General features: G+C 70.3%; 21 protein-coding genes. 7 read left to right on the top strand and 14 right to left on the bottom strand.

The window, feature by feature from the left end:
• Window positions 1-41: 41 nt before the first annotated feature.
• From ABZ810_RS04650 to ABZ810_RS04680, 7 genes are all read left to right on the top strand, one after another.
• Entirely contained in the window at window positions 42-1415 is a 1374-nt protein-coding gene (locus ABZ810_RS04650; RefSeq protein WP_358399215.1) for a cytochrome P450, read from the top strand.
• Window positions 1412-2365: a terpene synthase family protein gene (locus tag ABZ810_RS04655; RefSeq protein WP_358399217.1), complete on the top strand. Its 954-nt coding sequence runs from the start codon at window positions 1412-1414 to the stop codon at window positions 2363-2365. The genes ABZ810_RS04650 and ABZ810_RS04655 overlap by 4 nt, the downstream gene beginning before the upstream one ends.
• A complete protein-coding gene (locus ABZ810_RS04660; protein WP_358399220.1) occupies window positions 2362-4329 on the top strand; it encodes a prenyltransferase/squalene oxidase repeat-containing protein in 1968 nt (655 codons plus the stop codon). The genes ABZ810_RS04655 and ABZ810_RS04660 overlap by 4 nt, the downstream gene beginning before the upstream one ends.
• A gap of 259 nt (window positions 4330-4588) precedes the next feature.
• Complete coding sequence (locus ABZ810_RS04665) at window positions 4589-7027, top strand: nitrate- and nitrite sensing domain-containing protein (RefSeq protein WP_358399222.1); 2439 nt, start codon at window positions 4589-4591, stop codon at window positions 7025-7027.
• A complete protein-coding gene (locus ABZ810_RS04670) occupies window positions 7024-7443 on the top strand; it encodes a roadblock/LC7 domain-containing protein (protein WP_358399224.1) in 420 nt (139 codons plus the stop codon). Before ABZ810_RS04665 ends, ABZ810_RS04670 begins: the two co-directional genes overlap by 4 nt.
• A complete protein-coding gene (locus tag ABZ810_RS04675; protein ID WP_358399226.1) occupies window positions 7440-7859 on the top strand; it encodes a DUF742 domain-containing protein in 420 nt (139 codons plus the stop codon). Before ABZ810_RS04670 ends, ABZ810_RS04675 begins: the two co-directional genes overlap by 4 nt.
• The gene (locus ABZ810_RS04680) at window positions 7840-8439 is read left to right on the top strand and encodes an ATP/GTP-binding protein (RefSeq protein WP_358399228.1); all 600 of its coding nucleotides are present in this window, start codon (window positions 7840-7842) and stop codon (window positions 8437-8439) included. The genes ABZ810_RS04675 and ABZ810_RS04680 overlap by 20 nt, the downstream gene beginning before the upstream one ends.
• 206 nt (window positions 8440-8645) lie before the next feature.
• Here the strand turns inward: ABZ810_RS04680 and ABZ810_RS04685 are convergent, their stop codons facing one another.
• The 14 genes from ABZ810_RS04685 to ABZ810_RS04750 form a co-directional block, all read right to left on the bottom strand.
• Window positions 8646-9593 (bottom strand): polyprenyl synthetase family protein, encoded by a 948-nt coding sequence (locus tag ABZ810_RS04685; protein ID WP_358400293.1) that lies wholly within the window; start codon window positions 9591-9593, stop codon window positions 8646-8648.
• A gap of 77 nt (window positions 9594-9670) precedes the next feature.
• Complete coding sequence (gene nuoN / locus ABZ810_RS04690; RefSeq protein WP_358399230.1) at window positions 9671-11233, bottom strand: NADH-quinone oxidoreductase subunit NuoN; 1563 nt, start codon at window positions 11231-11233, stop codon at window positions 9671-9673.
• Window positions 11233-12810 (bottom strand): NADH-quinone oxidoreductase subunit M, encoded by a 1578-nt coding sequence (locus tag ABZ810_RS04695; RefSeq protein WP_358399232.1) that lies wholly within the window; start codon window positions 12808-12810, stop codon window positions 11233-11235. The genes nuoN and ABZ810_RS04695 overlap by 1 nt, the downstream gene beginning before the upstream one ends.
• Window positions 12810-14720, bottom strand: coding sequence for an NADH-quinone oxidoreductase subunit L (gene nuoL, locus ABZ810_RS04700; protein WP_358399234.1), 1911 nt, complete (start codon window positions 14718-14720; stop codon window positions 12810-12812). The genes ABZ810_RS04695 and nuoL overlap by 1 nt, the downstream gene beginning before the upstream one ends.
• 13 nt (window positions 14721-14733) lie before the next feature.
• Entirely contained in the window at window positions 14734-15033 is a 300-nt protein-coding gene (nuoK, locus tag ABZ810_RS04705) for an NADH-quinone oxidoreductase subunit NuoK (RefSeq protein ID WP_358399236.1), read from the bottom strand.
• Window positions 15030-15980 (bottom strand): NADH-quinone oxidoreductase subunit J, encoded by a 951-nt coding sequence (locus ABZ810_RS04710; RefSeq protein ID WP_358399239.1) that lies wholly within the window; start codon window positions 15978-15980, stop codon window positions 15030-15032. The genes nuoK and ABZ810_RS04710 overlap by 4 nt, the downstream gene beginning before the upstream one ends.
• The gene (gene nuoI, locus ABZ810_RS04715) at window positions 15977-16462 is read right to left on the bottom strand and encodes an NADH-quinone oxidoreductase subunit NuoI (protein WP_358400295.1); all 486 of its coding nucleotides are present in this window, start codon (window positions 16460-16462) and stop codon (window positions 15977-15979) included. Before nuoI ends, ABZ810_RS04710 begins: the two co-directional genes overlap by 4 nt.
• A gap of 43 nt (window positions 16463-16505) precedes the next feature.
• Entirely contained in the window at window positions 16506-17870 is a 1365-nt protein-coding gene (gene nuoH / locus ABZ810_RS04720; protein WP_358399241.1) for an NADH-quinone oxidoreductase subunit NuoH, read from the bottom strand.
• Window positions 17867-20284, bottom strand: coding sequence for an NADH-quinone oxidoreductase subunit G (locus tag ABZ810_RS04725; RefSeq protein WP_358399242.1), 2418 nt, complete (start codon window positions 20282-20284; stop codon window positions 17867-17869). Before ABZ810_RS04725 ends, nuoH begins: the two co-directional genes overlap by 4 nt.
• Window positions 20284-21582 carry an NADH-quinone oxidoreductase subunit NuoF gene (nuoF, locus tag ABZ810_RS04730; protein ID WP_358399244.1) on the bottom strand — a complete coding sequence of 433 codons (1299 nt, stop codon included), beginning with the start codon at window positions 21580-21582 and terminating at the stop codon, window positions 20284-20286. The genes ABZ810_RS04725 and nuoF overlap by 1 nt, the downstream gene beginning before the upstream one ends.
• Window positions 21579-22361 carry an NADH-quinone oxidoreductase subunit NuoE gene (gene nuoE / locus ABZ810_RS04735; RefSeq protein ID WP_358399246.1) on the bottom strand — a complete coding sequence of 261 codons (783 nt, stop codon included), beginning with the start codon at window positions 22359-22361 and terminating at the stop codon, window positions 21579-21581. Before nuoE ends, nuoF begins: the two co-directional genes overlap by 4 nt.
• Window positions 22361-23710 carry an NADH-quinone oxidoreductase subunit D gene (locus ABZ810_RS04740; protein ID WP_358399248.1) on the bottom strand — a complete coding sequence of 450 codons (1350 nt, stop codon included), beginning with the start codon at window positions 23708-23710 and terminating at the stop codon, window positions 22361-22363. Before ABZ810_RS04740 ends, nuoE begins: the two co-directional genes overlap by 1 nt.
• Window positions 23707-24453 carry an NADH-quinone oxidoreductase subunit C gene (locus ABZ810_RS04745; protein WP_358399250.1) on the bottom strand — a complete coding sequence of 249 codons (747 nt, stop codon included), beginning with the start codon at window positions 24451-24453 and terminating at the stop codon, window positions 23707-23709. Before ABZ810_RS04745 ends, ABZ810_RS04740 begins: the two co-directional genes overlap by 4 nt.
• Entirely contained in the window at window positions 24453-25001 is a 549-nt protein-coding gene (locus ABZ810_RS04750) for an NADH-quinone oxidoreductase subunit B family protein (protein WP_358399251.1), read from the bottom strand. Before ABZ810_RS04750 ends, ABZ810_RS04745 begins: the two co-directional genes overlap by 1 nt.
• Between the last annotated feature and the right edge of the window lies 1 nt (window position 25002).

The following is a 25002-nucleotide window of genomic DNA, read 5'->3' on the forward strand; positions in this document are numbered from 1 at the left end:
GTACTTCGCCACGCTAATTTCACACTGAGGGGCAGCCGAGAATGTCCGCCGCCGTCGAGACCGTTCCCAGCACGAAGCCCAAGAGTTTTCCGCTCTATAGGACTGCCGCGGGGTTCATCCGCGACCCGCTGCTCCAGCTCCAGCGAATCAGCGAGACCGCGAACGGTGAGGTCATCCGGCTCGGGCTCGGCGCGTCCCGCCCCTACCTTGCCACCCATCCCGACCACGTTCAGCAGGTCCTGCGCCGTGAGTCGGAGAACTTCGTGCGCGACGGGCTCTTCTGGCGGCCCCTGCACAGCCTCTTCGGCGGCGACAGCATCATGTCCGAGGGCGCCGAATGGGAGCTCAGCAAGCGGGTGCTCCAGCCCGTCTTCTCGACCAAGAACGTCCGCGCCCTCACCCAGGGCATGGCCGACGCGATCAACGCGGCGGTCGGCACGCTCGACGCGCCCGCCCGCTCGGGAACGCCCGTCCAGGTGCTGCCGGAGATGAACCGCATCGTCAACGAGACGGTGATCCAGGTGCTCTTCGGCAAGAAGATCAGCCAGACCGAGGCCGACCGGCTCATCCCGGCGATGGAGCAGATCGCGACGGCGATCGCCTTCCGATTCCTGCTGCCGTTCGTCCCCAAGTCCCTCCCGCTCCCCGGCGACCGCGCGTTCACCGCGGCCGTGGAGCTGATGGACGAGGTCCTGTACGAGCTGGTGGACAGGTTCCGCGACGACCCCGGCGACGGCTTCGACATCTTCACCGCGCTCTACCAGGCCAGGGCGGCCTCGGAGGGGCGGCTCGACGACACCTGGATCCGCAACAACCTGCTCTCCATGTGGGCCACCAGCACCGAGACGACCACCGTCGCGCTGACCTGGCTCTGGCCGACGCTGATCCAGCACCCCGACGTCGCCGACCGGCTGCGCGCGGAGATCGACGGCGTGGTCGGCACCGACCCCGTCCGCCCGGACCACCTGCACCGGCTGCCGTACGTCAGGCAGGTCGTCCAGGAGCTCCTCCGCCTCTACCCCGTCGGCTGGATCTTCCCGCGCATCGCCACGCAGGCGACCTCGCTCGGTGATGTGCCGATCAAGGCCGGGCAGACCGTCCTGATCAGCCCGTTCCTGACGCACCGGCTGGCGTCGGTCTGGGACCGGCCGCTGGAGTTCGACCCGGACCGCTTCTCGCCCGAGGCCTCGCGCGGCCGGCACCGGTACGCCTACTTCCCGTTCGGCGGCGGGCCGCACATGTGCATCGGCCGGCACGTCTTCAACGCCGAGGCCGAGCTGATCCTCACCAGCATCCTGAGCAGGTTCCGGCCGAACGTGACCGAGCTCGGCCCGGTCCCGCCCAAGATCGGGGCGACCATCAGGCCGCGCGACGACATCGAGATGATCCTCACGCCCGCCGCGAGCCGGCCGTGACCGAGGAACCCCCCGGACCGGTCCACCGGTCCCCAGCCACCGCATTGCCCGCGCCCGCCGCGACCGCCACCGCCTCCGCCACCGCCGACGCGGTCCGCGCCGCCGCCGAGCACGGCCGGCTCTGCGGCGTGGTGTCCCAGGCGCAGCGTGACCTTCAGTCCTGCGTGGAGAAGCACTCCGGCCTCTTCGACGGCAAGCCGTTCGACGCCACACTGCTCGGCGCCGTCTCGTCGGCCAACGTCTTCGGCTCGCCCGACGACCCGGCGGAACGGCTGGAGATCGCCAACCGCACCTCCCTGTGGATCTTCGGTCTGGACTGGCTGGTCGACTACCGGGCCCGCACCAGGGCCGACCTGGACGGGATCGAGGCCGAGTGCCGCGCCGCGGCCGCCGACGAGCCGTACACCGGCGGCTCGCCGCTCGGCGCGTTCCTCCGCGAGATCCGCGACCGTCTGGCCACGGCGCCCGCCTTCGCCGAACGGCACCCGGTATGGAGGGACGAGCTCGAACGCATGCTGGCCGCCATGGCCCGCGAGTGGGAATGGAAGACCGCCTCGGCCCGCCCCACGTTCGACGACTATCTGGCCAACGCCGACAACTTCGGCTCCACCTTCGTCAACGTGTCGCACTGGATCTTCACCGGTGACGCGGCCGCCCTGTCCCGTCTGGACGCGCTGCGGGCCGTCAGCAGGAAGGTGCAGCAGGTCCTCCGGCTCCTCAACGACCTGGCGACCTACCGCCGCGACGTGACGTGGGGCGATCTGAACGCGCTGCTGCTCGGCGTCGACCGGGACGCGGTGACGCGCCGGATCGGCGAGCTCGTCGACGAATGCCACACCGCGCTCGGCCCGCTCCACGAGGCGTGCCCGCGCGAGGCCGTCTATCTGGAACGGCAGATCGGCTACAGCATGGGCTTCTACGGCATCGCGGACTACTGGGGCCGGCTGTGACCGCCGCCCCCCAGGCTTCGGCCGCCCACGCGCAGCACGGGGGAACGACCGCGTCGCGGCACCGCGGCACCGCGCACGCGCCTCACGCCCACCGGCCCCCCGGCCCCCCGGCCACCGGCGCCGCGTCCACCGGCGCCGGTGCCGCAACCGACGTCGCCGCGCTGGTCGCCGAGCTGATCGCCGGTCTGGTGGCGGTCCCGTGGGGGCAGGTCTCCCCCTCGGTCTACGAGACCGGCCGCCTGGTCACGCACACCCCCTGGCTGACCGGCCACGGCCGCCGCGTCGCCTACCTGCTCGCGACGCAACGTCCCGACGGCGGCTGGGGCCTGCCCGACGACGGGTACGCGCTGGTCCCGAGCCTGAGCGCGATCGAGGCCCTCCTCTCGGTGCTCAGCCGCAGATCCGAGCACGCCGATGCCGCCCAGGACACCGCGAACGCCGACGGCGCCGCCCAGGACACCGGACGCCGGGAGCGGCGCGGCCGTCCCGTCCGGATGGTCGGGAGAACGACCGACCCCACCGACGCCGTGCTCGCGTCCGCCGCCGACCGCGGGCTCCGGTTCGTCGCCCGGACCCTCAGCACGTTCGCGCCCGACGGCACCGGCACCACCGGCACCGGCACCGGACCGGGCGGCGGCCCGGCACAAGCCCAGGCACCGGCGCCGCTCCCCGACATGCCCGCCATCGAGCTGATCGTGCCCGCCCTCCTGGAGATGATCGAGCGCCGCCTCGCGGACCTGTCCGGCCTCGACCTGCCCGGCGCCGACGCCTGGCGCGGCACGCGGCTGCCGAGGCCGGCGGGGCATTCGGAGACGAAGCTCGCGCTGGTCCGGGGGCTGGTCGCGTCCGGTGCCGACATGCCGAAGAAGCTGCTGCACGCCCTGGAGATCGCGGCCGACGAGGCACGCGGCCTGCCGCACATCCGCACCGAGCCGACGGGCACGATCGGGGCCTCGCCCGCCGCGACCGCCGCGTGGCTCGGCGACCGCCCGCCCGCCGAGCTCAGCAGTCCGGCCCGGTGGCATCTGGAGACCGTGGCCGCGCAGCACGACGGGCTGGTGCCGGTCGGCTACCCGCTCACCGTGTTCGAACGCGGCTGGGTGCTGAGCTGGCTGATCCGCGCGAACATCCCGGTGAACGCGCCGCCGGAGCTCATCCTCAGCCTCACCGCGCCGCTCGGCCCGGCGGGCACGCCGGCCGCCGCGGGCCTTCCCACGGACGCCGACACCACCGCGGGCGCGCTGTACGCCCTCGCGCTCCTCGGCGCGCCGCACCGCCCCGACCCGCTGTTCGCGTACGAGAAGGACACGCACTTCTGTACCTGGCAGGGCGAGGAGGGGTTCTCCACCACCACCAACGCCCACGTGCTCGAGGCGTTCGGCCAGTACCTCGCCCAGGTCGACGAGGCGCGCATCGGCGCCGCCCAGGCCCACCGCTACGCGGCCGTCGCGCGCAAGGTGAGCGCGTGGCTCCTGACGCAACAACTCCCGGACGGGAGCTGGGTCGACCGGTGGCACGCGTCGCCGTACTACGCGACGGCCTGCTGCGCGCTGGCGTTGGAACGGTTCGGCGGGCCCGAGGCGGCCGAGGCCGTCGCGAGAGCCCGCCGCTGGGTGCTGGACACCCAGCGGCCGGACGGGTCGTGGGGACGCTGGCAGGCGACTCCGGAAGAGACCGCCTATGCCGTGCAGATCCTGCTGAGCGGTCCGCCGCTCGCGGATGAGCGGCCGGCGGCGCACGCCATTCAGGCGGCGTTCCGGGCACGGGAGTTCCTCGAGGCCTCGCTCCTGCCCGCCGAAGCCTCGCCGACGTTCGCCGGAGAACGTCCCTGGTCACGCTCCCACTCTGACGATCCGGCCCTCTGGCATGACAAGGACGTGTATCACCCGAAGGCCATCGTGCGCGCGGCCGTCCTAGCAGCGGTACACCTCATGAGGGCGGAGCCGCACATTTCGGGTAAGTGAATTAGGACACAGCGCAAAGAACAAGCAAAACTGGCAATGCGCAGGCACTTCCGTGATCCGCCTTGAGCGAGTTTGGCGGTATTGATATGGTTCTGCGCTGTGCGGAACGGCGTCCAGGGTCTCCCTCCGCATCGCCCATCAAACGTTCTGCGACACAAATAGACGCCGTAGTGTCCGTGAACTCCACTTACATATTGTTGGGTCGGTTGTCATGCGCTTCCGCAACTCCCGCCTGCGGACAAAGGTCACGGCTCTTCTGGTGTCCCTGACCGCTCTCTGGGTCTTCGCCGCCTGGGTCACCCTGCGTGAAGGCGTGAACCTGTTGTGGGTCACCACCTACGACAGCAAGCTCGCCTCGCCCACCGATCCGCTGATCGTGGAGCTCCAGCAGGAGCGCCGGCTGACGATCATCCGGCTGGCCGATCCCAGCACGCCGCGCAACTCGCTGGACGCCCAGCGGGAGCGGACCGACAAGGCGCGCGCCTCGGTCAAGCGCCTGGCCCGCAGCGGCACCCTCGAAATGGCCGCCGGAACCAACCTCCAGCGCCGCATCGACGAGATGATCGTCAGGCTGGACGCCCTCGACGCCGGCCGGGCGTCGATCGACTCGGGGGCGACCCCGCGCCCCCAGGCGGTCGCGCTGTACTCCGAGGTCGTCGAGTCGATTTTCCGGACGTACGACGAGATCTCCGGTCTCGACGACGAACAAATCGCCAAGGACACCCGCGCGCTCCTGCAGCTCAACCGAATGTGGGAACTGCTTTCCCAAGAGGACGCGCTGGTGACGGGCGCCCTCACCAGCGGACGGATCACCGCCCTCGAACAGACGCAGTTCACTCAGCTCGTGGGCGCCCGCCGGCTCAATACGACGCGGACCCTGACCGAAATGCAGCATTCGGATCCGGCCCTGTTCCGCGCCATGACGCAAAACCCCCGGTTCACGCAGATCCAGCAGCTTGAAGATCAACTTATCCAGAACCGCAGGCTCAGCCAGAAATTCACCCAGCCCGGCCTGGCCGCGACCGAGTGGTCGGCGGCCAGCCAGCCCGCGCTGCAGGAGATGCGGCGCACGATCCAGGCCTCCGGCGACCGGCTCGTGGAGCGCGCCATGCCGACCGCGATCTGGGTCGTGATCCGGCTGCTCCTGGCCGGCGGGCTCGGCCTGGTCGCGGTCATCGCGTCCATCGTCCTGTCGATCACCACCGTGCGAGGCATGTTCCGGCAGCTGCAACGGCTGCGGGACGCGGCGCGGGAGCTGTCCGAGCAGCGGCTGCCGGACGTCGTCGACCGGCTCGGCCACGGCGACCAGGTGGACGTGGCCAAGGAGGCGCCGCCGCTGGAGTTCGGGCAGGACGAGATCGGCCAGGTGGGACGCGCGTTCAACGCCGTGCAGGAGACCGCCATCCGGACCGCGGTCGAGCAGGCCGAGCTGCGGCGCGGCATCCGCGACGTCCTGCTGAGCCTGGCGCGCCGCACGCAGACGCTGGTGCACCGGCAGCTGAGCATGCTCGACCAGATGGAGCGCAAGCGCGACATCGACCCCAAGGACCTCCAGGAGCTGTTCCGGCTCGACCACCTGGCGACCCGCATGCGGCGCAACGCCGAGAACCTCATCGTGCTCTCCGGCGCCATCCCGGCCCGAGGCTGGCGCCGCGCCGTCCCGATGATCGACGTGGTCCGCGCCGCGGTCGGCGAGGTCGAGGACTACACGCGCGTCCAGGTCCTGCCGATCACCCCGGTCGAGCTGACCGGCCGCGCGGTCGGCGACGTCACCCACCTGCTGGCCGAGCTGATCGAGAACGCGGTGACGTTCTCCCCGCCCGACACCGTGGTCCAGATCGGCGGCCACCCGGTGGCCAGCGGCTTCGCGATCGACATCGAGGACCGCGGTCTCGGCATGGACGACGAGAAGCTCGCGGAGATCAACCGGCGCATCGCCGACCCGCCGGAGTTCAACCTCCAGAGCTCGGTGCAGCTGGGCCTGTTCGTCGTCGGCAAGCTGGCCGAACGGTACGGGCTCCAGGTGTCGCTCAAGCGCTCGGCCTACGGGGGCACCACCGCCGTCGTCGTGATCCCGCGCGAGCTGGTCACCAGCCCCGCCGAGGACGGTTCCACCGGCCCCCGCCAGCTGCCCGCCGGGGCGACGACCCAGAACGGGCTGACCGTCCGGCAGCCGGCGCTCACGACCGCGACCGCCGAGATCGCGGCCGCGGAGCCGCCGCCCGCGCCGATCACGGTCCTCTCGACGGGGAACGACGAGCTCTTCGTTCCCGGCCCCGCCGGGCCACCCGATTCCGAGCCCGCCCGGACCGGACCCGTCCGGGAGGTGCCCCCGCCGGTTCGTCTCGATTCCCAGCGGACGGAGGTCGCGGCGGCTCCACGGGACGCCGGAACGGCTCCGCTCGACGCCGGGGCCGGGGCGGCCGGTGAGCCCCCTGCCGCGGAAGGTGAACCCATGCCCGAGTCGTCCAGCACCCCGGGCGGCCTGCCCGTCCGGGTGCCGCAGGCCAGCCTGGCCCCGGCTCTGAAGACCGAGGAGCCGGAGGCGCCGGCCGAGCCCGACGAGGACGACCCCGGGCGATCACCAGAGGAGATCCAGCGGATCATGGGCTCGTACCAGCGCGGCACGGTGCGCGGACGGACCGACGCAGCACAGAACACGGTAGAAGGCACGGTAGAAGGCGAGGACGAGCAGTGACGCAGAAGACGGGTTCGTCGGCGGACCTGAGCTGGTTGCTGGACGACCTGATCAACCGCCTGCCGCACGCCCGCCACGCGGTCGTGCTCTCCGCGGACGGGCTGCTGATGGCCTCCTCGCGGGACATGCCGCAGGACGACGGCGAGCACCTGGCCGCGGTCGCGGCGGGCATCCAGAGCCTCGCCAAGGGCGCCGGGACACGGTTCGGCGGTGGACCGGTACGCCAGACGATCATCGAGATGCAGTCGGCCTTCATGCTCGTCACGGTCGCGGGCAAGGGCGCCTGCCTGGCGGTGCTCAGTGACGACGAGTCCGACGTCGGGCTCATCGCGTACGAGATGGCCATGTTGGTCACCAGCATGGGGCACCATCTGACGAGCCCGTCGCGGATCGAGGGCGGTCAGAACGCGTCATGATGCCTCCCGAGGATCCGCCGCAGGAACACTGGCCGGACCAGCCCGAGGGGCCGGCCGAGCGCTGGCTCGACGACCAGGCCGGCCCCATGGTGCGCCCGTACGTGATGACCAGCGGGCGGATCGAGCCGACGCGCGGCAAGTTCGACCTGATCACGCTGGTGGTGGCGCTGGCCCCGGAGACCGCGGGCGAGGTCGGGCTCGGGCCCGAGCACATGGCGATCACCCGGCTGTGCCAGCAGGTGATGTCGGTGGCCGAGCTCACCAGCCATCTCGACCTGCCGGTGGCCACCGTACGCGTGCTTCTGGGCGACCTCCTCGACAAGGGCCTCATCACCCTTCAGGAACCCGAACCGGAGGCGGACATGCACGACATCAGGCTCTACAAGGCGGTGATCGATGGTCTCCGGGCTCTCTAACGGGCGCAAGCTCCCCACGGCGGTCAAGATCGTGATCGCGGGCGGCTTCGGCGTGGGCAAGACCACGATGGTCGGCACGGTGTCGGAGACCAAGCCGCTGCGGACCGAGGAGATCCTCACCGACCAGGGCGTGGGCGTCGACGACGTGTCCGGCGTCGAGAAGAAGCAGACGACCACGGTCGCGATGGACTTCGGCCGCATCACGATGCGCGACGAGTACGTCCTCTACCTCTTCGGCACGCCCGGCCAGGAACGGTTCTGGTTCATGTGGGACGAGGTGACGCTCGGCGCGCTCGGCGCGGTCGTGCTCGCCGACACCCGGCGCCTGTCGGACTGCTTCCCCTCGGTCGACTACTTCGAGCGCCGCGGCACGCCGTTCATCGTGGCGGTCAACTGCTTCGAGGGGGCCCGCCGGTTCGACCTCGAGGAGATACAGCTCGCGCTCAACCTCGGGCCGAGCGTGCCGGTCATGTTGTGCGACGCGCGCAAGATGGAGTCGTGCAAGAAGGTGCTGATCGACCTCGTCCTGCACGCCATGAAGGTCCGCGGCCTCCCCTCGGCGGAACCCCAGAACGTGTGACGCGGCACGCCTGACGCGGATCGGCTCCTGGGAGGAGGGGAGCCGATCCGCCGTTCGGTCACCGCGCCGCCGACCTGGGCCGTGACCTGCCGGTTGTAGCTGATCGTCCCCGGACCCGACGACCCCGCCCGCATACGCTGCGGACGGGGTCGTGAAGTGACGTGTGAACGCCGGCGGAGCGCACCGGCGAAGGGCGCGCGGGCGGGTCAGCCGGTGCGGGAGACCACGTAGTCGCACAGGCCGGTGAAGGCGGCCCGGACCGGGATGTCGGGCAGCGTCTCCAGCTCGGCGCGGGCGTCCTCGGCCCAGCGGCGCAGGTCGGTGCGGGCACGGTCCATGGCCGGATGGGCGCGGAGCAGGGTCAGCGCCTCGGCGTGCAGGGCGTCGTCGGTGAGGTCCTGGTCGAGCAGCGCGCGCAGCCGGGCGTCGTCGGGGCCGGAGCCGGCACCGGCGAGGACGAGGTGCATCGGCAGGGTGCGGATGCCCTCGCGCAGGTCGGTGCCCGGGGTCTTGCCGGACTGCTCGGTCTCCGAGGCGATGTCGAGGATGTCGTCGGACAGCTGGAACGCGACGCCGATCTTCTCGCAGGCGGAGGTGACGGTGTCGACGACGTGCGAGGGTGCGCCGGAGAGCAGCGCGCCGAACTGGCCGGAGACGGCGATCAGCGACGCGGTCTTGTCGGCGACGACCTGGAGGTAGTGCTTGAGCGGGTCGGCGTCGGGGGTGGGACCGACGGTCTCCTGGATCTGGCCGCGGACCAGGCGGGCGAACGCGCGGGCCTGGATGCGGACGGCCTCGGGGCCCAGGTCGGCGAGCAGGTCGGAGGCGCGGGCGAAGAGGTAGTCGCCGGTCAGGATGGCGACGGTGTTGGTCCAGCGGGCGTTGGCCGAGGGCGAGCCCCGCCGGACGGTGGCCTCGTCCATCACGTCGTCGTGGTAGAGCGTGGCCAGGTGGGTCAGCTCGACGACCACCGCGGCCGGGACGACGCCCGGGGCGGCGGGGTCGCCGAAGTGCGAGGCCAGCAGCACCAGCATGGGCCGGAAGCGCTTGCCTCCGGCCTCGACCAGGTGCTTGGAGGCCTGGGTGAGCAGCGGGTCCTCGCTGTGCACCGACTCGAGCAGCAAGCCCTCGACGGAGGCCAACCGCTCCTGCATCTCGTTGGCGAGCCCCTCATCGACGGGCAGACCGAACGGAACGGCGCTGCTACTCACCCAAACCCCCTACCGGAGCATTACCGGACGAACATCTGTGTCGCGGCGTGGTTGGCCAGATCCAGCATCGGCTGGGGCAGCACGCCAAGTACCACAGTAGCCGTCAGCCCGAGCGCCACCGCAGCCGCGGTCGCCGGTCCCGCGACCACCGTCGGCCCGTCGGCCTCCGGGTCGCTGAAGAACATCACCACGATGACCCGGACGTAGAAGAAGGCGGCGATGGCCGAGGAGAGCACACCGACGATCACCAGCGGGGTCGCGCCGGCCTCGATGGCCGCCTTGAACACCGCGAACTTGCCGGTGAAACCACTGGTCAGCGGGATCCCGGCGAAGGCCAGCAGGAAGAAGGCGAAGACGCCGGCGACGACCGGGGAGCGCTTGCCCAGGCCCGCCCAGCGGGACAGGTGGGCGGCCTCGCCGCCCTGGTCCCGGACCATGGTGATCACCGCGAACGCGCCGATCGTGGTGAAGCCGTAGGCCGCCAGGTAGAACAGCGTCCCGGACAGGCCGTCCCGCGACGTGGCGATCACGCCCGTGAGGAGGAAGCCCGCGTGCGCGATCGACGAGTAGGCCAGGAGGCGCTTCACGTCGGTCTGGGTGATCGCGATGACCGCACCGGCGATCATTGTGAGAATGGCCACACCCCACATGGCGGGCCGCCAGTCCCAGCGCAGGTTCTCGAACGCCACGTAGTAGACGCGGAGCATCGCGCCGAACGCCGACACCAGGGTGCAGGACGCCATCAGCGCGGTGATCGGGGTCGGCGCGCCCTGGTAGACGTCCGGCTTCCACATGTGGAACGGCACCGCGCCGAGCTTGAACAGCAGCCCGACCGACAGCAGCGCCACCCCGGCGAGCAGCATGGTCTCGCTGCCCGCGTCGGTGCTCAGCTTGGTGGCGATCTCCGACAGCCGGACGGAGCCGGCGTAGCCGTACAGCAGCGCCGCCCCGTACAGGAAGAACGCCGAGGAGAACGCGCCCAGCAGGAAGTACTTGACGGCCGCCTCCTGCGAGAGCAGCCGCCGGCGCCGGGCGAGCCCGCACAGGATGTAGAGCGGCAGGGAGAGGATCTCCAGCGCCACGAACATCGTGAGCAGGTCGTTCGAGGCGGGGAACACCAGCATGCCGCCGACCGCGAACATCATCAGCGGGAAGACCTCGGTCTGGGTGATGCCCGCCGCCATGGTCTCCTGCTCGGCCTCGCTGCCCGGCAGCGCCGCCGCCTGCGCGGTGAAGTGCGTCTTGCCGCCGCGTTCGGCGATCAGCAGCAGCGAGATGAGCGCCAGCACCAGGATGGTGCCCTGCAGGAACAACGTCGGCCCGTCCACCGCGAGCGCGCCCTCGGCCGCCACGTTGAACGGCTTCTCGCGCCACCCCAGGACGACCGTCCAGACGAAGCCGCCGGCCAGGCCGAGGAACGCCAGCGGCACCTGCACCGAGTAACGCCAGGTGCGCCCGACGAACGCCTCGACGAGCACGCCGGCGATGGCGACGCCGAAGACCAGCAACGTCGGCGCGAGCTGGCCGTACTCGATGTGCGGCGCCGAGATGTCACCCTGCGCCAGCACTGCGCTGGTCGTCATCATGGACGCGCTCCGTTCTCGGCCACGTTCTTGATCTTCGAGGCCGGATCATGCTGGTCGACCCGGACCAGGGTTTCCTTCACCGATGGGTTGATCACGTTCAGCACCGGCTGCGGGAAGAAGCCCATCACCACGATGACCGCGATGATCGGCCCGACCGCCCAGCGTTCCCGGGCCGAGAGGTCGGTCATGCCCTTGACCTTGTCGACGACCGCGCCGCCCATGGTCCGCTGGTACATCCACAGGATGTAGATGGCGGCCAGGACGATGCCCGCGGTGGCGATCAGCGCGGGCACCTTGTAGCGGGTGAACGTGCCGGTCAGGACCAGGAACTCGGAGACGAACGGCGCCAGGCCGGGCAGCGACAACCCCGAGAGGCCGGCGACCAGGAACAGCCCGGCCAGCACCGGCGCCTGCTTCTGGACGCCGCCGTAGGCGTCGATCCGCGCGGACCGGCGACGGACGATCATGAAGCCGACCAGCAGGAAGAGCGCGCCGGTGGAGAACCCGTGGTTGACCATGTAGAGCGCGGCGCCCGACTGGCCCTGCGAGGTCATCGCGAAGATGCCCAGCACGATGAACCCGAAGTGCGAGATCGAGGTGTAGGCGACCAGCCGCTTGAGGTCGACCTGGCCGATCGCCAGGACCGCGCCGTAGATGATGCTGATCACCGCCAGCGTGATCACCACCGGGGTGGCCCACTTGGCGGCGCCGGGGAAGAGCTCCAGGCAGAACCGCATCATGCCGTACGTGCCGACCTTGTCGAGCACGCCGACGATCAGCACCAGCGCGCCCGCCGGGGACTGCCCGGCCGCGTCCGGCAGCCAGGTGTGCACCGGCACCATCGGCGCCTTGATCGCGAACGCGACGAAGAAGCCGAGGAACAGCCACTTCGCCGTCGTCGGCTCGATGTCGAGCTTGCTCAGCTCGCTGAACAGGAACGTGCCCTGCCCGAGCCCGCCGTCACTGACCGACTTGGCCGACAGCGGGTAGAGCCAGATCACCGCGACGAGCATGATCAGCCCGCCGAACAGCGAGTACAGCAGGAACTTCACCGCGGCGTACGACCGCTGGGCGCCGCCGTAGGACCCGATGATGAAGTACACCGGGATCAGCATCGCCTCGAAGAAGACGTAGAACAGGAAGACGTCGGTCGCCGCGAAGACGCCGATCATCATCGCCTCGAGCGACAGGATCAGCGCGAAGTAGGTCTTCACCGAGCGCTTCGGCGGGGTGTCGACGCCGCCCGAGCGGTCCGCGTCGCTCCACGACGCGAGGATCACCAGCGGGACGAGGATCACCGACAACAACACCAGCGTGAGCGCGATGCCGTCGACGCCGACCGCCCAGTGGACCCCGAACTGCTTGATCCACCAGTACTTCTCCTCGAACTGGAACCGCGCGCCGCCGGTGTCGAACTGCGCCGCCATCACGCCCGCGACGACCGCGACGACGATCGAGACGCCGAGCGCGACGCGCTTGACCAGCTCCTCGCTGCCGCGCGGCATCAGCCCCACGAGCAGCGCGCCGGCCAGCGGCAGCGCGATGAGGACGCTCAGCCAGGGAAAGTCTTCCATCAGACGTTCACCACCAGGAGCGCCGCGACCACGAGGGCAGCGCCGAAGAACATTGACAGAGCGTAGGAACGGACGAAGCCGGTCTGGATGCGCCGGACCCGGCCGGAACTGCCGCCGATGCCGGCCGCCAGGCCGTTCACCGCGCCGTCCACGCCCCGGTTGTCGAACCAGACCGCGAGCCGGGTCAGCCACTGGCCGGGCCGCATGAGCAGCGACTCGTTCAGGGCGTCGCCGTAGAGGTCCTTGCGGGCAGCGACCGTGACGAACGAGCCCTTGGGGGCCTCACGTGGCACCGGCCGTGCCCCGTACTGCCGCCAGGCGATCGCGACGCCGATGACCACCAGGACCAGCGTGGCGATGCCGGCCGGGGTGAAGGCGTTGAAGCCGTGGTGTTCGGCCTCGCCCACCACCGGGGCGAGGAACTCCGAGAAGCTCCCCAGCACCAGGAAGCCACCGGCGAGGACCGAGCCGACCGCCAGGAGCATCAGCGGAACGGTCATCACCTTGGGCGACTCGTGCGGGTGCACGTCCTCGTCCCAGCGCTTCTCGCCGTAGAAGGTCATGAACATCACGCGCGACATGTAGTAGGCGGTGATGCCCGCGCCGACCAGCGCGCAGGCCCCCAGGATCGCTCCCGAGGTGCCGCCCTTCTCGAACGCCGCCTCGATGATGCCGTCCTTGGTGAAGTAGCCGGAGAACGGCGGCACGCCGATGATGGCCAGGTAGCCGAGCCCGAACGTGGCCCAGGTGGCCACCATCATCTTCCGCAGGGCGCCGTAGTGGCGCATGTTGACGTCGTCGTTCATGCCGTGCATGACCGACCCGGCACCGAGGAACAGGCCCGCCTTGAAGAAGCCGTGCGCGATCAGGTGCGCGATGGCCAGCGCGTACCCGGCCTTGCCGAGCCCGGCGGCCAGGTGCATGTAGCCGATCTGCGACATCGTCGAACCGGCCAGCGCCTTCTTGATGTCGTCCTTGCCGCAACCGATGATCGCACCGGCGAGCAGCGTGGCGGCGCCGACGATGGTCACGACCAGCTGGGCCGTGTCGGACATCTCGAAGATCGCCGCGGAGCGCACGATGAGGTAGACGCCGGCGGTCACCATGGTCGCCGCGTGGATGAGCGCCGACACCGGGGTCGGGCCCTCCATCGCGTCCAGGAGCCAGGACTGGAGCGGGAGCTGCGCCGACTTGCCGCACGCGCCCAGCAGGAGAAGCAGCCCGATGGCCGTCGCGGTGCCGGTGCTCAGCTGCGACGCCGCGCCCACGTGCTCGGCGCCCTCGCCCAGCACCTGGTCGAACCCGACCGTGCCGAACGTGGCGAACATCAGCATGATGGCCGCGACCAGGCCGAAGTCACCGACCCGGTTGACCACGAACGCCTTCTTGGCCGCCGTCGCCGCCGTCGGCTTGTACTGCCAGAAGCCGATCAGCAGGTAGGACGCGAGACCCACGCCCTCCCAGCCGATGAACATCGCGACGTAGTTGTCGCCGAGCACCAGCAGGAGCATCGCCGCGACGAACAGGTTCAGGTACGCGAAGAACCTGCGCCGGTCGGGGTCGTGCTCCATGTAGCCGATGGAGTAGATGTGGATCAGTGAGCCGACGCCGGTGATCAGGAGCACGAAGCTGATCGACAGCGGGTCGATCAGCAGCCCCATGTCGACCTTGAACGAGCCGACGTCGAAGAACTCCCACAGGTGCACGGTCCGGCGGCGCTCTTCCGCCCCGTACCCGAGCATCTGCACGAACATCGCGACGCCGACCACGAACGAGCCGAGCGACATCAGCACACCGAGGAAGTGGCCCCACTTGTCGGTGCGGCGTCCGCCCAGGAGCAGGATCGCCGCGCCCGCCAGCGGGAACGCTATGAGAAGCCAGGCCAGTGCCTGGACGCCTTCAGCCTTCACCAGCGCACCAGCCTCAGTACTTCAGCAGGTTCGCGTCGTCGACCGACGAGGACCTGCGGGTTCGGAAGATCGTCATGATGATCGCGAGGCCCACCACGACCTCCGCCGCGGCCACCACCATCACGAAGAACGCGATGATCTGGCCGTCGAGGTTGCCGTGCATGCGGGAGAACGACACGAACGCCAGGTTCGTGGCGTTGAGCATGAGCTCGACGCACATGAACACCACGATCGCGTTGCGCCGTACCAGGACCCCGAGGGCACCGATGGTGAACAGGATCGCCGAGAGGGCGATGTAGTGCCCGGGGCTCATCGATCGGCCTCGCCTTCGCTCGACGGGGCCGCCGGCGTCCCGCCCTTGACTTCGCGCCCGGCCGCGTCGGCGCCCTCGGCGGTCGCGGTGACCGCCCTGACCGCCGCCACGTCCTCGCGCACCGCGTCCTCCTCGGTCCCGCCGTGCAGGTCGGCATGCCGGGCGGCGGTGTCGGTGCGGGCCGAGATGATCGGGTTGACCGACAACTCCGAGGGCGTGCCGTCCGGCAGCAGCGCGGGCATGTCGACCGCGTTGTGCCGGGCGTAGGTGCCGGGGCCGGGCAACGTCCCGGGGTGCGGTGCGTCGGTGCCGGAGACGCCGGCCGCGTACGTCGCGAACCGCTTCTTCGACAGGTCGCGCTGCGTCGGCTTGGGCGTGGTGCGCTCCCGGTGCGCCAGCACCATCGCGCCCAGCGCCGCCGTGATCAGCAGCGCGCTGGTCGCCTCGAACGCGAACACGTACTTGCCGAAGAGCAGCTTGGCCAGCCCGATGACGTTGCCCTCGGAGTTGGCCTGCCGGAGACCGGCCGAGTTGCTCAGCGCGGCCTCCCCCAGCCCGAAGATCAGCAGCAGCAGGAAGCCGACCGCCGCGACGCCGCCCCAGAGGCGCTGTCCGCGGATCGTCTCGACCAGGGAGTCGGTCGAGCTGACGCCGACGAGCATCAGCACGAACAGGAAGAGCATCAGCACCGCGCCGGTGTAGACGATCACCTGGACGAACGCGAGGAACGGCGCGTCCTGGATCGCGTACAGCGCGGCCAGCGACAACATCACGACCGCCAGCAGCAGTGCCGAGTGCACCGCCTTGCGCATGAAGATCATGCCGAGCGCGGCGAGCACCGACGAGAACGCCAGCACCCAGAAGAAGAACGGTTCGGCCGCCCACGCGTCCGCGACCTGCGCGACGGCGGGCGCCGCGGGAGCCGCCGCCACCACCTCCGCGCTCACTTCTTCTCACCCTCTTCGGCCGCGCCGTCGGCCTGGAGACCGAGCCGGTAGTAGTCCTCTTCGGTCTCACCGAGGCGCATCGCGTGCGGCGGCGTCTCCATGCCCTCGCGCAGCGGCGCCAGCAGCATGTCCTTGGTGTAGATGAGGCTCTCGCGGCTGTCGTCGGCGAGCTCGTACTCGTTGGTCATCGTGAGCGCCCGGGTGGGGCACGCCTCGATGCAGAGCCCGCAGAGGATGCAGCGCAGATAGTTGATCTGGTAGATCCGGCCGTACCGCTCACCGGGCGAGTAGCGCTCGTCCTCGGAGTTGTCGGCGCCCTCGACGTAGATGGCGTCGGCGGGACAGGCCCAGGCGCACAGCTCGCAGCCGATGCACTTCTCCAGCCCGTCGGGCCAGCGGTTGAGCTGGTGCCGGCCGTGGAACCGGGGCGCGGTCGGCTTCTTCACCTCGGGGTACTGGACGGTCTCGCTCTTCATGAACATCTGATGGAACGAGACCCCGAAGCCCTTGACCGGGTTCAGGAAGTCAGTGAAGCCCACTGGTGACCTCCTTACGAGAGGTAGTGGTCTTTCCGTGGTAGTGCGGCGCGTCCATCGGGGGCACCGGGAAGCCGGCCGCCGCGGCCTGCTCGGCCGGCGCGACACCGCCCGGCGCTCCGCCGGCCGCCAGGTCCGGGACGATCTCCTTCTCCTCGTCGCCGCCGCGGACCATCTCCCACAGGAGCGTCACGACGATGACCGCACCCAGCGCGATGGCCGCGTAGAGGGTGATCTGGCCCATGTCGTGGCCCTCGTTCTTGAGGGCCCGGATGGTGGCGACCAGCAGGATCCAGCCGAGCGAGAAGGGCATCAGCACCTTCCAGCCGAGCTTCATCAGCTGGTCGTAGCGCACCCGCGGCAGCGAGCCGCGCAGCCAGATGAAGAAGAAGATGAACAAGACGATCTTGAGGACGAACCAGAGGACCGGCCACCAGCCCTCGTTCGCACCCGCCCACACCGTGGAGATCGGCGCGGGAGCGCGCCAGCCGCCCAGGAAGAGCGTGGTGGCCAGTGCCGAGAGCGTCGCCAGGTTGATGTACTCCGCGAGGAAGAACATCGCGAACTTCAGCGACGAGTACTCGGTGTGGAAGCCGCCGACCAGCTCGCCCTCGCCCTCGGGCAGGTCGAACGGGATGCGGTTCGACTCGCCCATCATCGTGATCACGTAGACCAGGAAGGACGGGAAGAGCAGGAGCACGAACCACTTGTCGGCCTGCGCGGCGACGATGCCGGACGTCGACATCGTCCCGGAGAACAGGAACACCGCGACGAACGACAGGCCCATCGCGATCTCGTACGAGATCACCTGGGCCGAGGAGCGCAGCCCGCCGAGCAGCGAGTACGGCGACATCGACGACCAGCCGGCCAGCACGATCCCGTAGACGCCCATCGACGACATCGCCAGCACCAGCAGCACCGCCACCGGCAGGTCGGTGCCCTGCAACGCGGTCTCGTGACCGAAGATCGAGACCGTCGGGCCGAACGGGATGATCGCGAACGAGATGAACGCCGGGACCGCCGACATGAGCGGAGCCAGGACGAACACGACCTTGTCGACCTGGCGCGGGACGATGTCCTCCTTGAGCGCCAGCTTGATGCCGTCCGCCAGGGCCTGCAACAACCCGAACGGGCCGGTGCGGTTGGGCCCGACGCGCAGCTGCATGCGGCCGATGAGCCGCCGTTCCATCCACATGGACATCAGCACGGTGAGCACGAGGAAGGCGAAGATGACCAGCACCTTGCCGCCGATCAGCCACCACGGGTCCTTGCCGAACGTGGTGGCCGGGTCGGCCGGCGCGGTGGTGGCCACCGACGCCGGGAGCGCCGTCACCAGCGAGGCGGACAGGCTCATCGGGTGCCTCCAGCGGAGATCTTGACCACGGCGCCGGCCGCCACGCCCAGGTCCCGGTAGAGCGAGCAGCCCGCCGAGTTCGTCGGCAGCCACACCACCCGGTCGGGCAGGTCGGCGGTCACCTCGAGCGGGAGGGTGACCTCACCACGCCCCGCCGACACCACCACCGAGCCGTTCGCACCGATCTCGGTCGCCGTCGCGGCCGAGAGCCGGGCCACCGCGGGCTTGGCCGTGCCCGCCAGGTAGGGCTCGCCGTCCTGCATGCCGCCCTTGTCGAGCAGCAGCCGCCAGGTCGCCAGCAGCGCCTCGCCCTGGCCGGGCCGGGCCGGCGCGCCCGCCGAGACGCTCGGCGCCGCGGGGCTCTCGCCCCGGTGGGCGCCGAGCCCGGCGAGCTCGCGCCGCGCGGCCTCGGGCCCGGGCAGGCCCAGGTGCACGTCCATCTCGTTCGCGATCGCGTCGAGCACCCGCAGGTCCGACAACGTGCCGGTGCCCTTGAGCACGACCTCGAACGGGCGGCCGCGGCCCTCCCAGTCGACGAACGTGCCGGACTTCTCGGCGACCGCCGCGACCGGCAGCACCACGTCGGCGCGGTCGGTGACCGCGCTGACCCGCTGCTCCAGGCTCACCAGGAACGGCGTGGCGTCCAGCGCCGCGAGGGCCGCCGCGGGATCGGGCAGGTCGTACGGGTCGAACCCGCCGACCAGCAGCGCGTCCCGCTCCCCCGCCGCGGCCGCGGCGAGGATCGCGGCGGTGTCGCGGCCGGGCGCGGACGGCAGCTCGGCGACGCTCCAGGTGCGGGCCACCTCGGCCCGCGCGTCGGCGTCGGCGACCGGACGGCCGATCGGCAGCAACCCGGGCAGCGCCCCGGCCTCGATCGCGCCGCGCTCACCGGCCCGGCGCGGCACCCAGGCCAGCCGGGCGCCGGCGGCCTTCGCCAGCCGCAGCACGCTGGACAGCGCGCCGGGGCTGGTGGCCAGCCGCTCGCCGACCAGGATGATCGACCCGACCGGCAACGTCTCCTCGGCCTTGCCGACCAGGTCGCCGAGGACCTCGGCCTCGGCGCCCGGCGCGGCCGGCAGCAGCGTGCCGCCGACCTTCAGCAGGCCGCGGGTCGCGTACGGGGCGACCGACAGGACCTTCAGGCCGTTCTTGCGGAACGCCTTGCGGAGCCGCAGGAAGACGATCGGCGACTCCTCCTCGGGCTCGAAGCCCGCGAGCAGCACCGCCGGCGCCTTCTCCAGGTCGGCGTAGGACACCTCGATGTCGCGACCCGCGACCGCGGACGCCAGGAACTCGGCCTCCTCGGCCGAGTGCGGCCGGGCGCGGAAGTCGACGTCGTTGGTGCCGAGCGCGATCCGGGCGAACTTGGCGTACGCGTAGGCGTCCTCCAGCGTCACCCGGCCGCCGGTCAGCACGCCCGCCTTGCCGCGGGCCGCCGCCAGGCCGCGGGCCGCGATGGTGAGCGCCTCCGGCCAGGAGGCCGGCTCCAGCACGCCCTGCTCGTTGCGGACGAGCGGGTGGGTGAGGCGGTCGGGCTGGGTGGCGTAGGTGAACGCCCACCGGCCCTTGTCGCAGTTCCACTCCTCGTTCACCTGCGGGTCGTCACCGGCGAGCCGCCGCGTGACCTTGCCGCGCCGGAAGTCGGTGCGCATCGCGCAGCCGGACGCGCAGTGCTCGCAGGTGCTCGGTACCGAGACCAGGTCGAACGGGCGGGACCGGAACCGGTAGGCCGCGCCGGTCAGCGCGCCGACCGGGCAGATCTGCACCGTGTTGCCGGAGAAGTAGGACTGGAACGGCTTGTCCTCCGCCGCGCCGACCTGCTCCTTGGCGCCGCGCTCGAACAGGTCGATGAACGCGTCGCCCGCGATCTGGTCCGAGAACCGGGTGCACCGGGCGCACTGGATGCAGCGCTCCCGGTCGAGCAGCACCTCGCTGGACAGCGGGATCGGCTTGGGGAAGGTGCGCTTGGCCTCGGTGAACCGCGTCTCGCCCCGCCCGTTGGACATCGCCTGGTTCTGCAGGGGGCACTCGCCGCCCTTGTCGCAGACCGGGCAGTCCAGCGGGTGGTTGATGAGCAGCAGCTCCATCACGCCGTGCTGTGCCTTGTCGGCCACCGGCGACGTCAGCTGGGTCTTGATGACCATGCCGGGCATCACGGTGGTCGTACAGGACGCCTGCGGCTTGGGCATCCCGCGCCCGTTGCCCGCGTCCGGGATCTCCACCAGGCACTGGCGGCAGGCCCCGATCGGGTCGAGCAGCGGGTGGTCACAGAACCGCGGGATCTGGATGCCGAGCAGTTCGGCGGCCCGGATGATCAGAGTGCCCTTCGGCACGCTGATCTCGAAGCCGTCGATCGTGACCGACACCAGGTCCTCGTCCCTCGCGACCGCCTTCTTGTCATCGGTGACGGTCATCAGGCGGCACCTCCCCACAGGGTGGACTTGGCCGGGTCGAACGGGCAGCCGCCCTGTTCGAAGTGCTGGATGTACTCGTCCCGGAAGAGCTTGATGGACGAGACGACCGGGCTGGTGGCGCCGTCGCCCAGCGCGCAGAACGAGCGGCCGAGGATGTTGTCGGACAGGTCGAGGAGCGTCTCCAGGTCCTCTTCCTTGCCGTCGCCGGCCTCGAGGCGCTTGAACATCTGCTTGTACCAGTAGGTGCCCTCGCGGCACGGCGTGCACTTGCCGCACGACTCGTGCGCGTAGAACTCCGACCAGCGCAGGACGGCCCGCACCACGCAGGTCGTCTCGTCGAAGATCTGCAGCGCGCGGGTGCCCAGCATGGACCCCGCGGCGCCCACCGACTCGAAGTCGAGCGGAACGTCGAGGTGCTCGTCGGTGAACAGCGGCGTCGAGGACCCGCCCGGCGTCCAGAACTTCAGCCGGTGGCCCTCGCGGACGCCGCCCGCCATGTCGAGCAGCTCCCGCAGCGTGATGCCCAGCGGCGCCTCGTACTGCCCCGGCTTGGTGACGTGCCCCGACAGCGAGAAGATCCCGAAGCCCTGGGACTTCTCGGTGCCCATCGAGGCGAACCAGTCGGCGCCGTTCTCCACGATCGAGGGAACCGACGCGATCGACTCGACGTTATTGATCACAGTGGGGCCGCCGTAGAGGCCCGCGACCGCCGGGAAGGGGGGCTTCAGCCGGGGCTGACCGCGGAACCCTTCCAGGGAGTCGAGCAGCGCCGTCTCCTCGCCGCAGATGTAGGCGCCGGCGCCGGTGTGCACGACCACGTCCAGGTCGTAGCCGGAGCCGAGGATGTTCTTGCCGATGTAGCCCTTCTCGTACGCCTCCGCGACAGCCGCCTGAAGGCGCCGGATGACGTGCAGCACCTCGCCGCGCACGTAGATGAACGCGTGGTTGGAGCGGATCGCGTACGAGCTGATGATGACGCCCTCCACGAGGACGTGCGGGTTGGCCATCATCAGCGGGATGTCCTTGCACGTGCCCGGCTCGGACTCGTCCGCGTTCACCACCAGGTAGCGCGGGTTGGGGCTGGTCGGCGGGAGGAAGCCCCACTTCATGCCGGTGGGGAAGCCCGCGCCGCCGCGGCCGCGCAGGCCGGAGTCCTTGACCGCCTGCACGATCGCGTCCGGGTCCATGCCGAACGCCGTGCGCAGCGCCTTGTAGCCGCCTTCGCGCTCGTACCCCGCGAGGGTGAACGAGTCGGCCTGGTCCCAGTTCTTGGTGAGAACGGGGGTCAGCGTCGTCACTTGTTCTCACCTTCCTGGCTGCCGGGCTTGACCGCGCCGCCGATGGGCTTGCCTGGTTCGTTCGGTGGCGGGTCGGTGACCTCGCTCGGCTTGACCGGCTCGTGCGGCTGCGGGCGGTCGACGTCCGCGTCCGGGGCGGTCCAGCCGCGCTCCTTGGCCAGCGCGAGGCCGACCAGCGACTCGGCGCCGGCCTGGAGCCCCTCGCCCGCCTTGCCGTCGGGGAAGCCCGCCAGCACCCGGGAGGCCTCCTTCCAGGAGCACAGGCTCTCGGGCCCGCGAGAAGGAAGCACTTCCTTACCTGAGCGCAGGTCGTCGACGAGCTGCTTGGCCGAGCCGGGGGTCTGGTTGTCGAAGAACTCCCAGTTGACCGTCATCACCGGGGCGAAGTCGCAGGCCGCGTTGCACTCGATGCGTTCGATCGAGACCCTGCCGTCCTCGGTGGCCTCGTCGTGGCCGAGACCGAGGTGCTCGCTGACCTCGTTCCAGATCTGGTCGCCGCCCATGACCGCGCAGAGCGTGTTGATGCAGACGCCCACGTGGTACTCGCCGACCGGCGCGCGCTTGTACTGGGTGTAGAAGGTGCTGACACCGGTGACCTGCGCGGGGGTGATGCCCAGCTGCTCGGCGCAGAACTCGATGCCGTCCTGCGTGATGTACCCGTCCACCGACTGCACCAGGTGCAACATCGGCAGCAGCGCCGACCGCGGCTTGGGATAGCGCGCGATGATCTCCTTGGCGTCCGCTTCGAGCCGGTCACGCACGTCGGGTTCGTATGCCATTAACGGTCCACTCCCCCCATGACGGGGTCGATCGATGCGACGGCCGCGATGACGTCGGCGATCATGCCGCCCTCGGCCATCGCCGGGGTGGCCTGCAGGTTGGTGAAGGACGGGTCGCGGAAGTGCACGCGGTAGGGGCGGGTGCCGCCGTCGCTCACCACGTGCACGCCGAGCTCGCCGCGCGGCGACTCGATGGTCGCGTACGCCTGCCCGGCCGGGACCCGGAAACCCTCGGTCACCAGCTTGAAGTGGTGGATGAGGGCCTCCATCGAGGTGCCCATGATGTGCGCGATGTGGCGGGGCGAGTTGCCCATGCCGTCCGCGCCGATCGCCAGCTGCGCGGGCCAGCCGATCTTCTTGTCCTCGACCATCACCGGGCCCTTGACCGTCTGCAGCCGCTCCACGCACTGCTCGACGATCTTGAGGGACTCCTCCATCTCCTTCATGCGGACGAGGTAGCGCCCGTAGACGTCGCAGGTGTCCTCGGTGGCCACCTCGAAGTCGTAGGTCTCGTAACCGCAGTAGGGCTGCGACTTGCGCAGGTCCCAGGGGATGCCGGTCGCGCGCAGCACCGGGCCGGTGATGCCCATCGCCATGCAGCCGGTGAGGTCGAGGTAGGCGACGTCCTTGGTGCGTGCCAGGTAGACCGGGTTGGCGTCCATCAGCTTGCGCAGCGCCTGGATGCGCTTGGGCATGCGCTCGAGGTAGTCGCGCAGCTTGCTCATGGCGCCGCTCGGCAGGTCCTGGGCGACGCCGCCGGGACGCACGTACGCCATGTTCATGCGCAGGCCGGTGATCTCCTCGAAGAGGTCGAGGGTGTACTCGCGCTCGATGAACCCGTTGAGCATGACCGTCGTGGCGCCCAGCTCCAGGCCGAACGTGGCGATCGCGACCAGGTGCGAGGAGATCCGGTTGAGCTCCATCATCATCACGCGGATGATCTGGGCGCGTTCCGGGATCTGGTCGGTGATGCCGAGCAGCTTCTCCACGCCGAGGCAGTACGCCGTCTCGTTGAAGATCGGCGCCAGGTAGTCCATCCGGGTGCAGAACGTGGTGCCCTGCGTCCAGGTACGGAACTCCATGTTCTTCTCGATGCCGGTGTGCAGGTAGCCGATGCCCACCCGGCACTCTTCGACCGTCTCGCCCGAGAGCGTCAGGATGAGCCGGAGCACGCCGTGCGTGGACGGGTGCTGCGGGCCCATGTTGACGACCAGGCGCTCGTCGCCGGAGTCGCGGGCCTCGGACACGACGCGGTCCCAGTCCTGGCCGCCGACGTCGAAGACCTTGCCCTCCGCCGCCTCGTCGGCCGCGTAGGCGTCGTACTCGGTGTATTTGGTAGACGGACTCATACGTACGACCTCCGCTCGTCTGGCGGCGGGATCTCGGCGCCGCGGTACTCGACGGGGATGCCGCCGAGCGGGTAGTCCTTGCGCTGCGGGTGCCCCACCCAGTCGTCCGGCATCTCGATGCGGGTGAGCGCCGGGTGGCCGTCGTAGACGATCCCGAAGAAGTCGTAGGTCTCGCGCTCGTGCCAGTCGGCCGTCGGGTAGACGGGGACGAGCGACGGCACGTGCGGGTCGGCATCGGGGCAGGTGGCCTCGAGCCGGACGCGCCGGTTGTGCGTGATCGACAGCAGGTGCGTGACCGAGTGCAGCTCGGCGCCGGTGTCCTGCGGGTAGTGCACGCCGGAGACGCCGGAGCACAGCTCGAACCGCAGCGACGGGTCGTCGCGCATGGTGCGCGCGACCTCGGCGAGGCGCTCGCGCTTGACGAAGAACGTCATCTCGCCACGGTCCACGACGACGCGCTCGATGGCGTCGCCGAAGTCCGGCAGGGCACGCTCCAGAGCGTCCGCGACCTCGTCGAAGACGCCGGCCTCGGCACCGCCCTCCGGGCCCCCGAACGGGCGGGGCGTGGAGACCTTCGGCGACTGCCGGACGACGAGGCCGCCGTAGCCGGAGGTGTCACCGGTGGTCTTGGCGCCGAACATGCCCATGCGGGAGACCGGCTGCTCCCGGCGCTCCTCCTCCGAGTGCGCCGGCAGCTGATCCGCGGCCTGTTCGGCCTTCTGCTCAGGATGCTGAGAGCTCATCAGAGGGTCCCCTGCCCGAGGAGCGGCAGCTGGCGGCGCTTGGCCTCTTCCAGCTCCTGGATCTGCTTGGCGCGCTGCGGGCCGAGCTTGGTGTTCTGGATCTTGTCGTGCAGCTTGAGGATCGCGTCCAGGAGCATCTCCGGCCGCGGCGGGCAGCCGGGCAGGTAGATGTCGACCGGGACGACGTGGTCCACGCCCTGCACGATCGCGTAGTTGTTGAACATGCCGCCGGAGGAGGCGCACACGCCCATCGCGATGACCCACTTGGGCTCGGTCATCTGGTCGTAGATCTGGCGGAGCACCGGCGCCATCTTCTGGCTCACCCGGCCCGCCACGATCATCAGGTCGGCCTGGCGGGGCGTCGCCGACGCCCGCTCCATGCCCCAGCGGGAGAAGTCGTGGCGCGGGTCGCCGGCCGCCATCATCTCGATCGCGCAGCACGCGAGACCGAAGGTGGCGGGCCAGACCGAACTCTTGCGCGCCCACCCCGCGACCTGCTCGACGGTCGTCAGCAGGAAGCCGCTGGGGAGTTTCTCTTCTAGACCCATA

This window comes from Spirillospora sp. NPDC047279 (genome assembly GCF_040643285.1).
In the GTDB taxonomy this organism is placed as follows: Bacteria; Actinomycetota; Actinomycetes; order Streptosporangiales; family Streptosporangiaceae; genus Spirillospora.

Excerpts from the sequence above, each read along its gene's own strand:
- nuoH (WP_358399241.1), bottom strand. The coding sequence starts at position 17,870 with ATGAGCCTGTCCGCCTCGCTGGTGACGGCGCTCCCGGCGTCGGTGGCC.
- ABZ810_RS04680 (WP_358399228.1), top strand. The coding sequence starts at position 7,840 with ATGGTCTCCGGGCTCTCTAACGGGCGCAAGCTCCCCACGGCGGTCAAG.
- nuoI (WP_358400295.1), bottom strand. The coding sequence starts at position 16,462 with ATGTTCATGAAGAGCGAGACCGTCCAGTACCCCGAGGTGAAGAAGCCG.
- ABZ810_RS04750 (WP_358399251.1), bottom strand. The coding sequence starts at position 25,001 with ATGGGTCTAGAAGAGAAACTCCCCAGCGGCTTCCTGCTGACGACCGTC.
- ABZ810_RS04650 (WP_358399215.1), top strand. The coding sequence starts at position 42 with ATGTCCGCCGCCGTCGAGACCGTTCCCAGCACGAAGCCCAAGAGTTTT.
- nuoK (WP_358399236.1), bottom strand. The coding sequence starts at position 15,033 with ATGAGCCCCGGGCACTACATCGCCCTCTCGGCGATCCTGTTCACCATC.
- ABZ810_RS04695 (WP_358399232.1), bottom strand. The coding sequence starts at position 12,810 with ATGGAAGACTTTCCCTGGCTGAGCGTCCTCATCGCGCTGCCGCTGGCC.
- ABZ810_RS04675 (WP_358399226.1), top strand. The coding sequence starts at position 7,440 with ATGATGCCTCCCGAGGATCCGCCGCAGGAACACTGGCCGGACCAGCCC.
- nuoE (WP_358399246.1), bottom strand. The coding sequence starts at position 22,361 with ATGGCATACGAACCCGACGTGCGTGACCGGCTCGAAGCGGACGCCAAG.
- ABZ810_RS04685 (WP_358400293.1), bottom strand. The coding sequence starts at position 9,593 with ATGCAGGAGCGGTTGGCCTCCGTCGAGGGCTTGCTGCTCGAGTCGGTG.
- ABZ810_RS04725 (WP_358399242.1), bottom strand. The coding sequence starts at position 20,284 with ATGACCGTCACCGATGACAAGAAGGCGGTCGCGAGGGACGAGGACCTG.
- ABZ810_RS04745 (WP_358399250.1), bottom strand. The coding sequence starts at position 24,453 with ATGAGCTCTCAGCATCCTGAGCAGAAGGCCGAACAGGCCGCGGATCAG.
- ABZ810_RS04740 (WP_358399248.1), bottom strand. The coding sequence starts at position 23,710 with ATGAGTCCGTCTACCAAATACACCGAGTACGACGCCTACGCGGCCGAC.
- nuoN (WP_358399230.1), bottom strand. The coding sequence starts at position 11,233 with ATGACGACCAGCGCAGTGCTGGCGCAGGGTGACATCTCGGCGCCGCAC.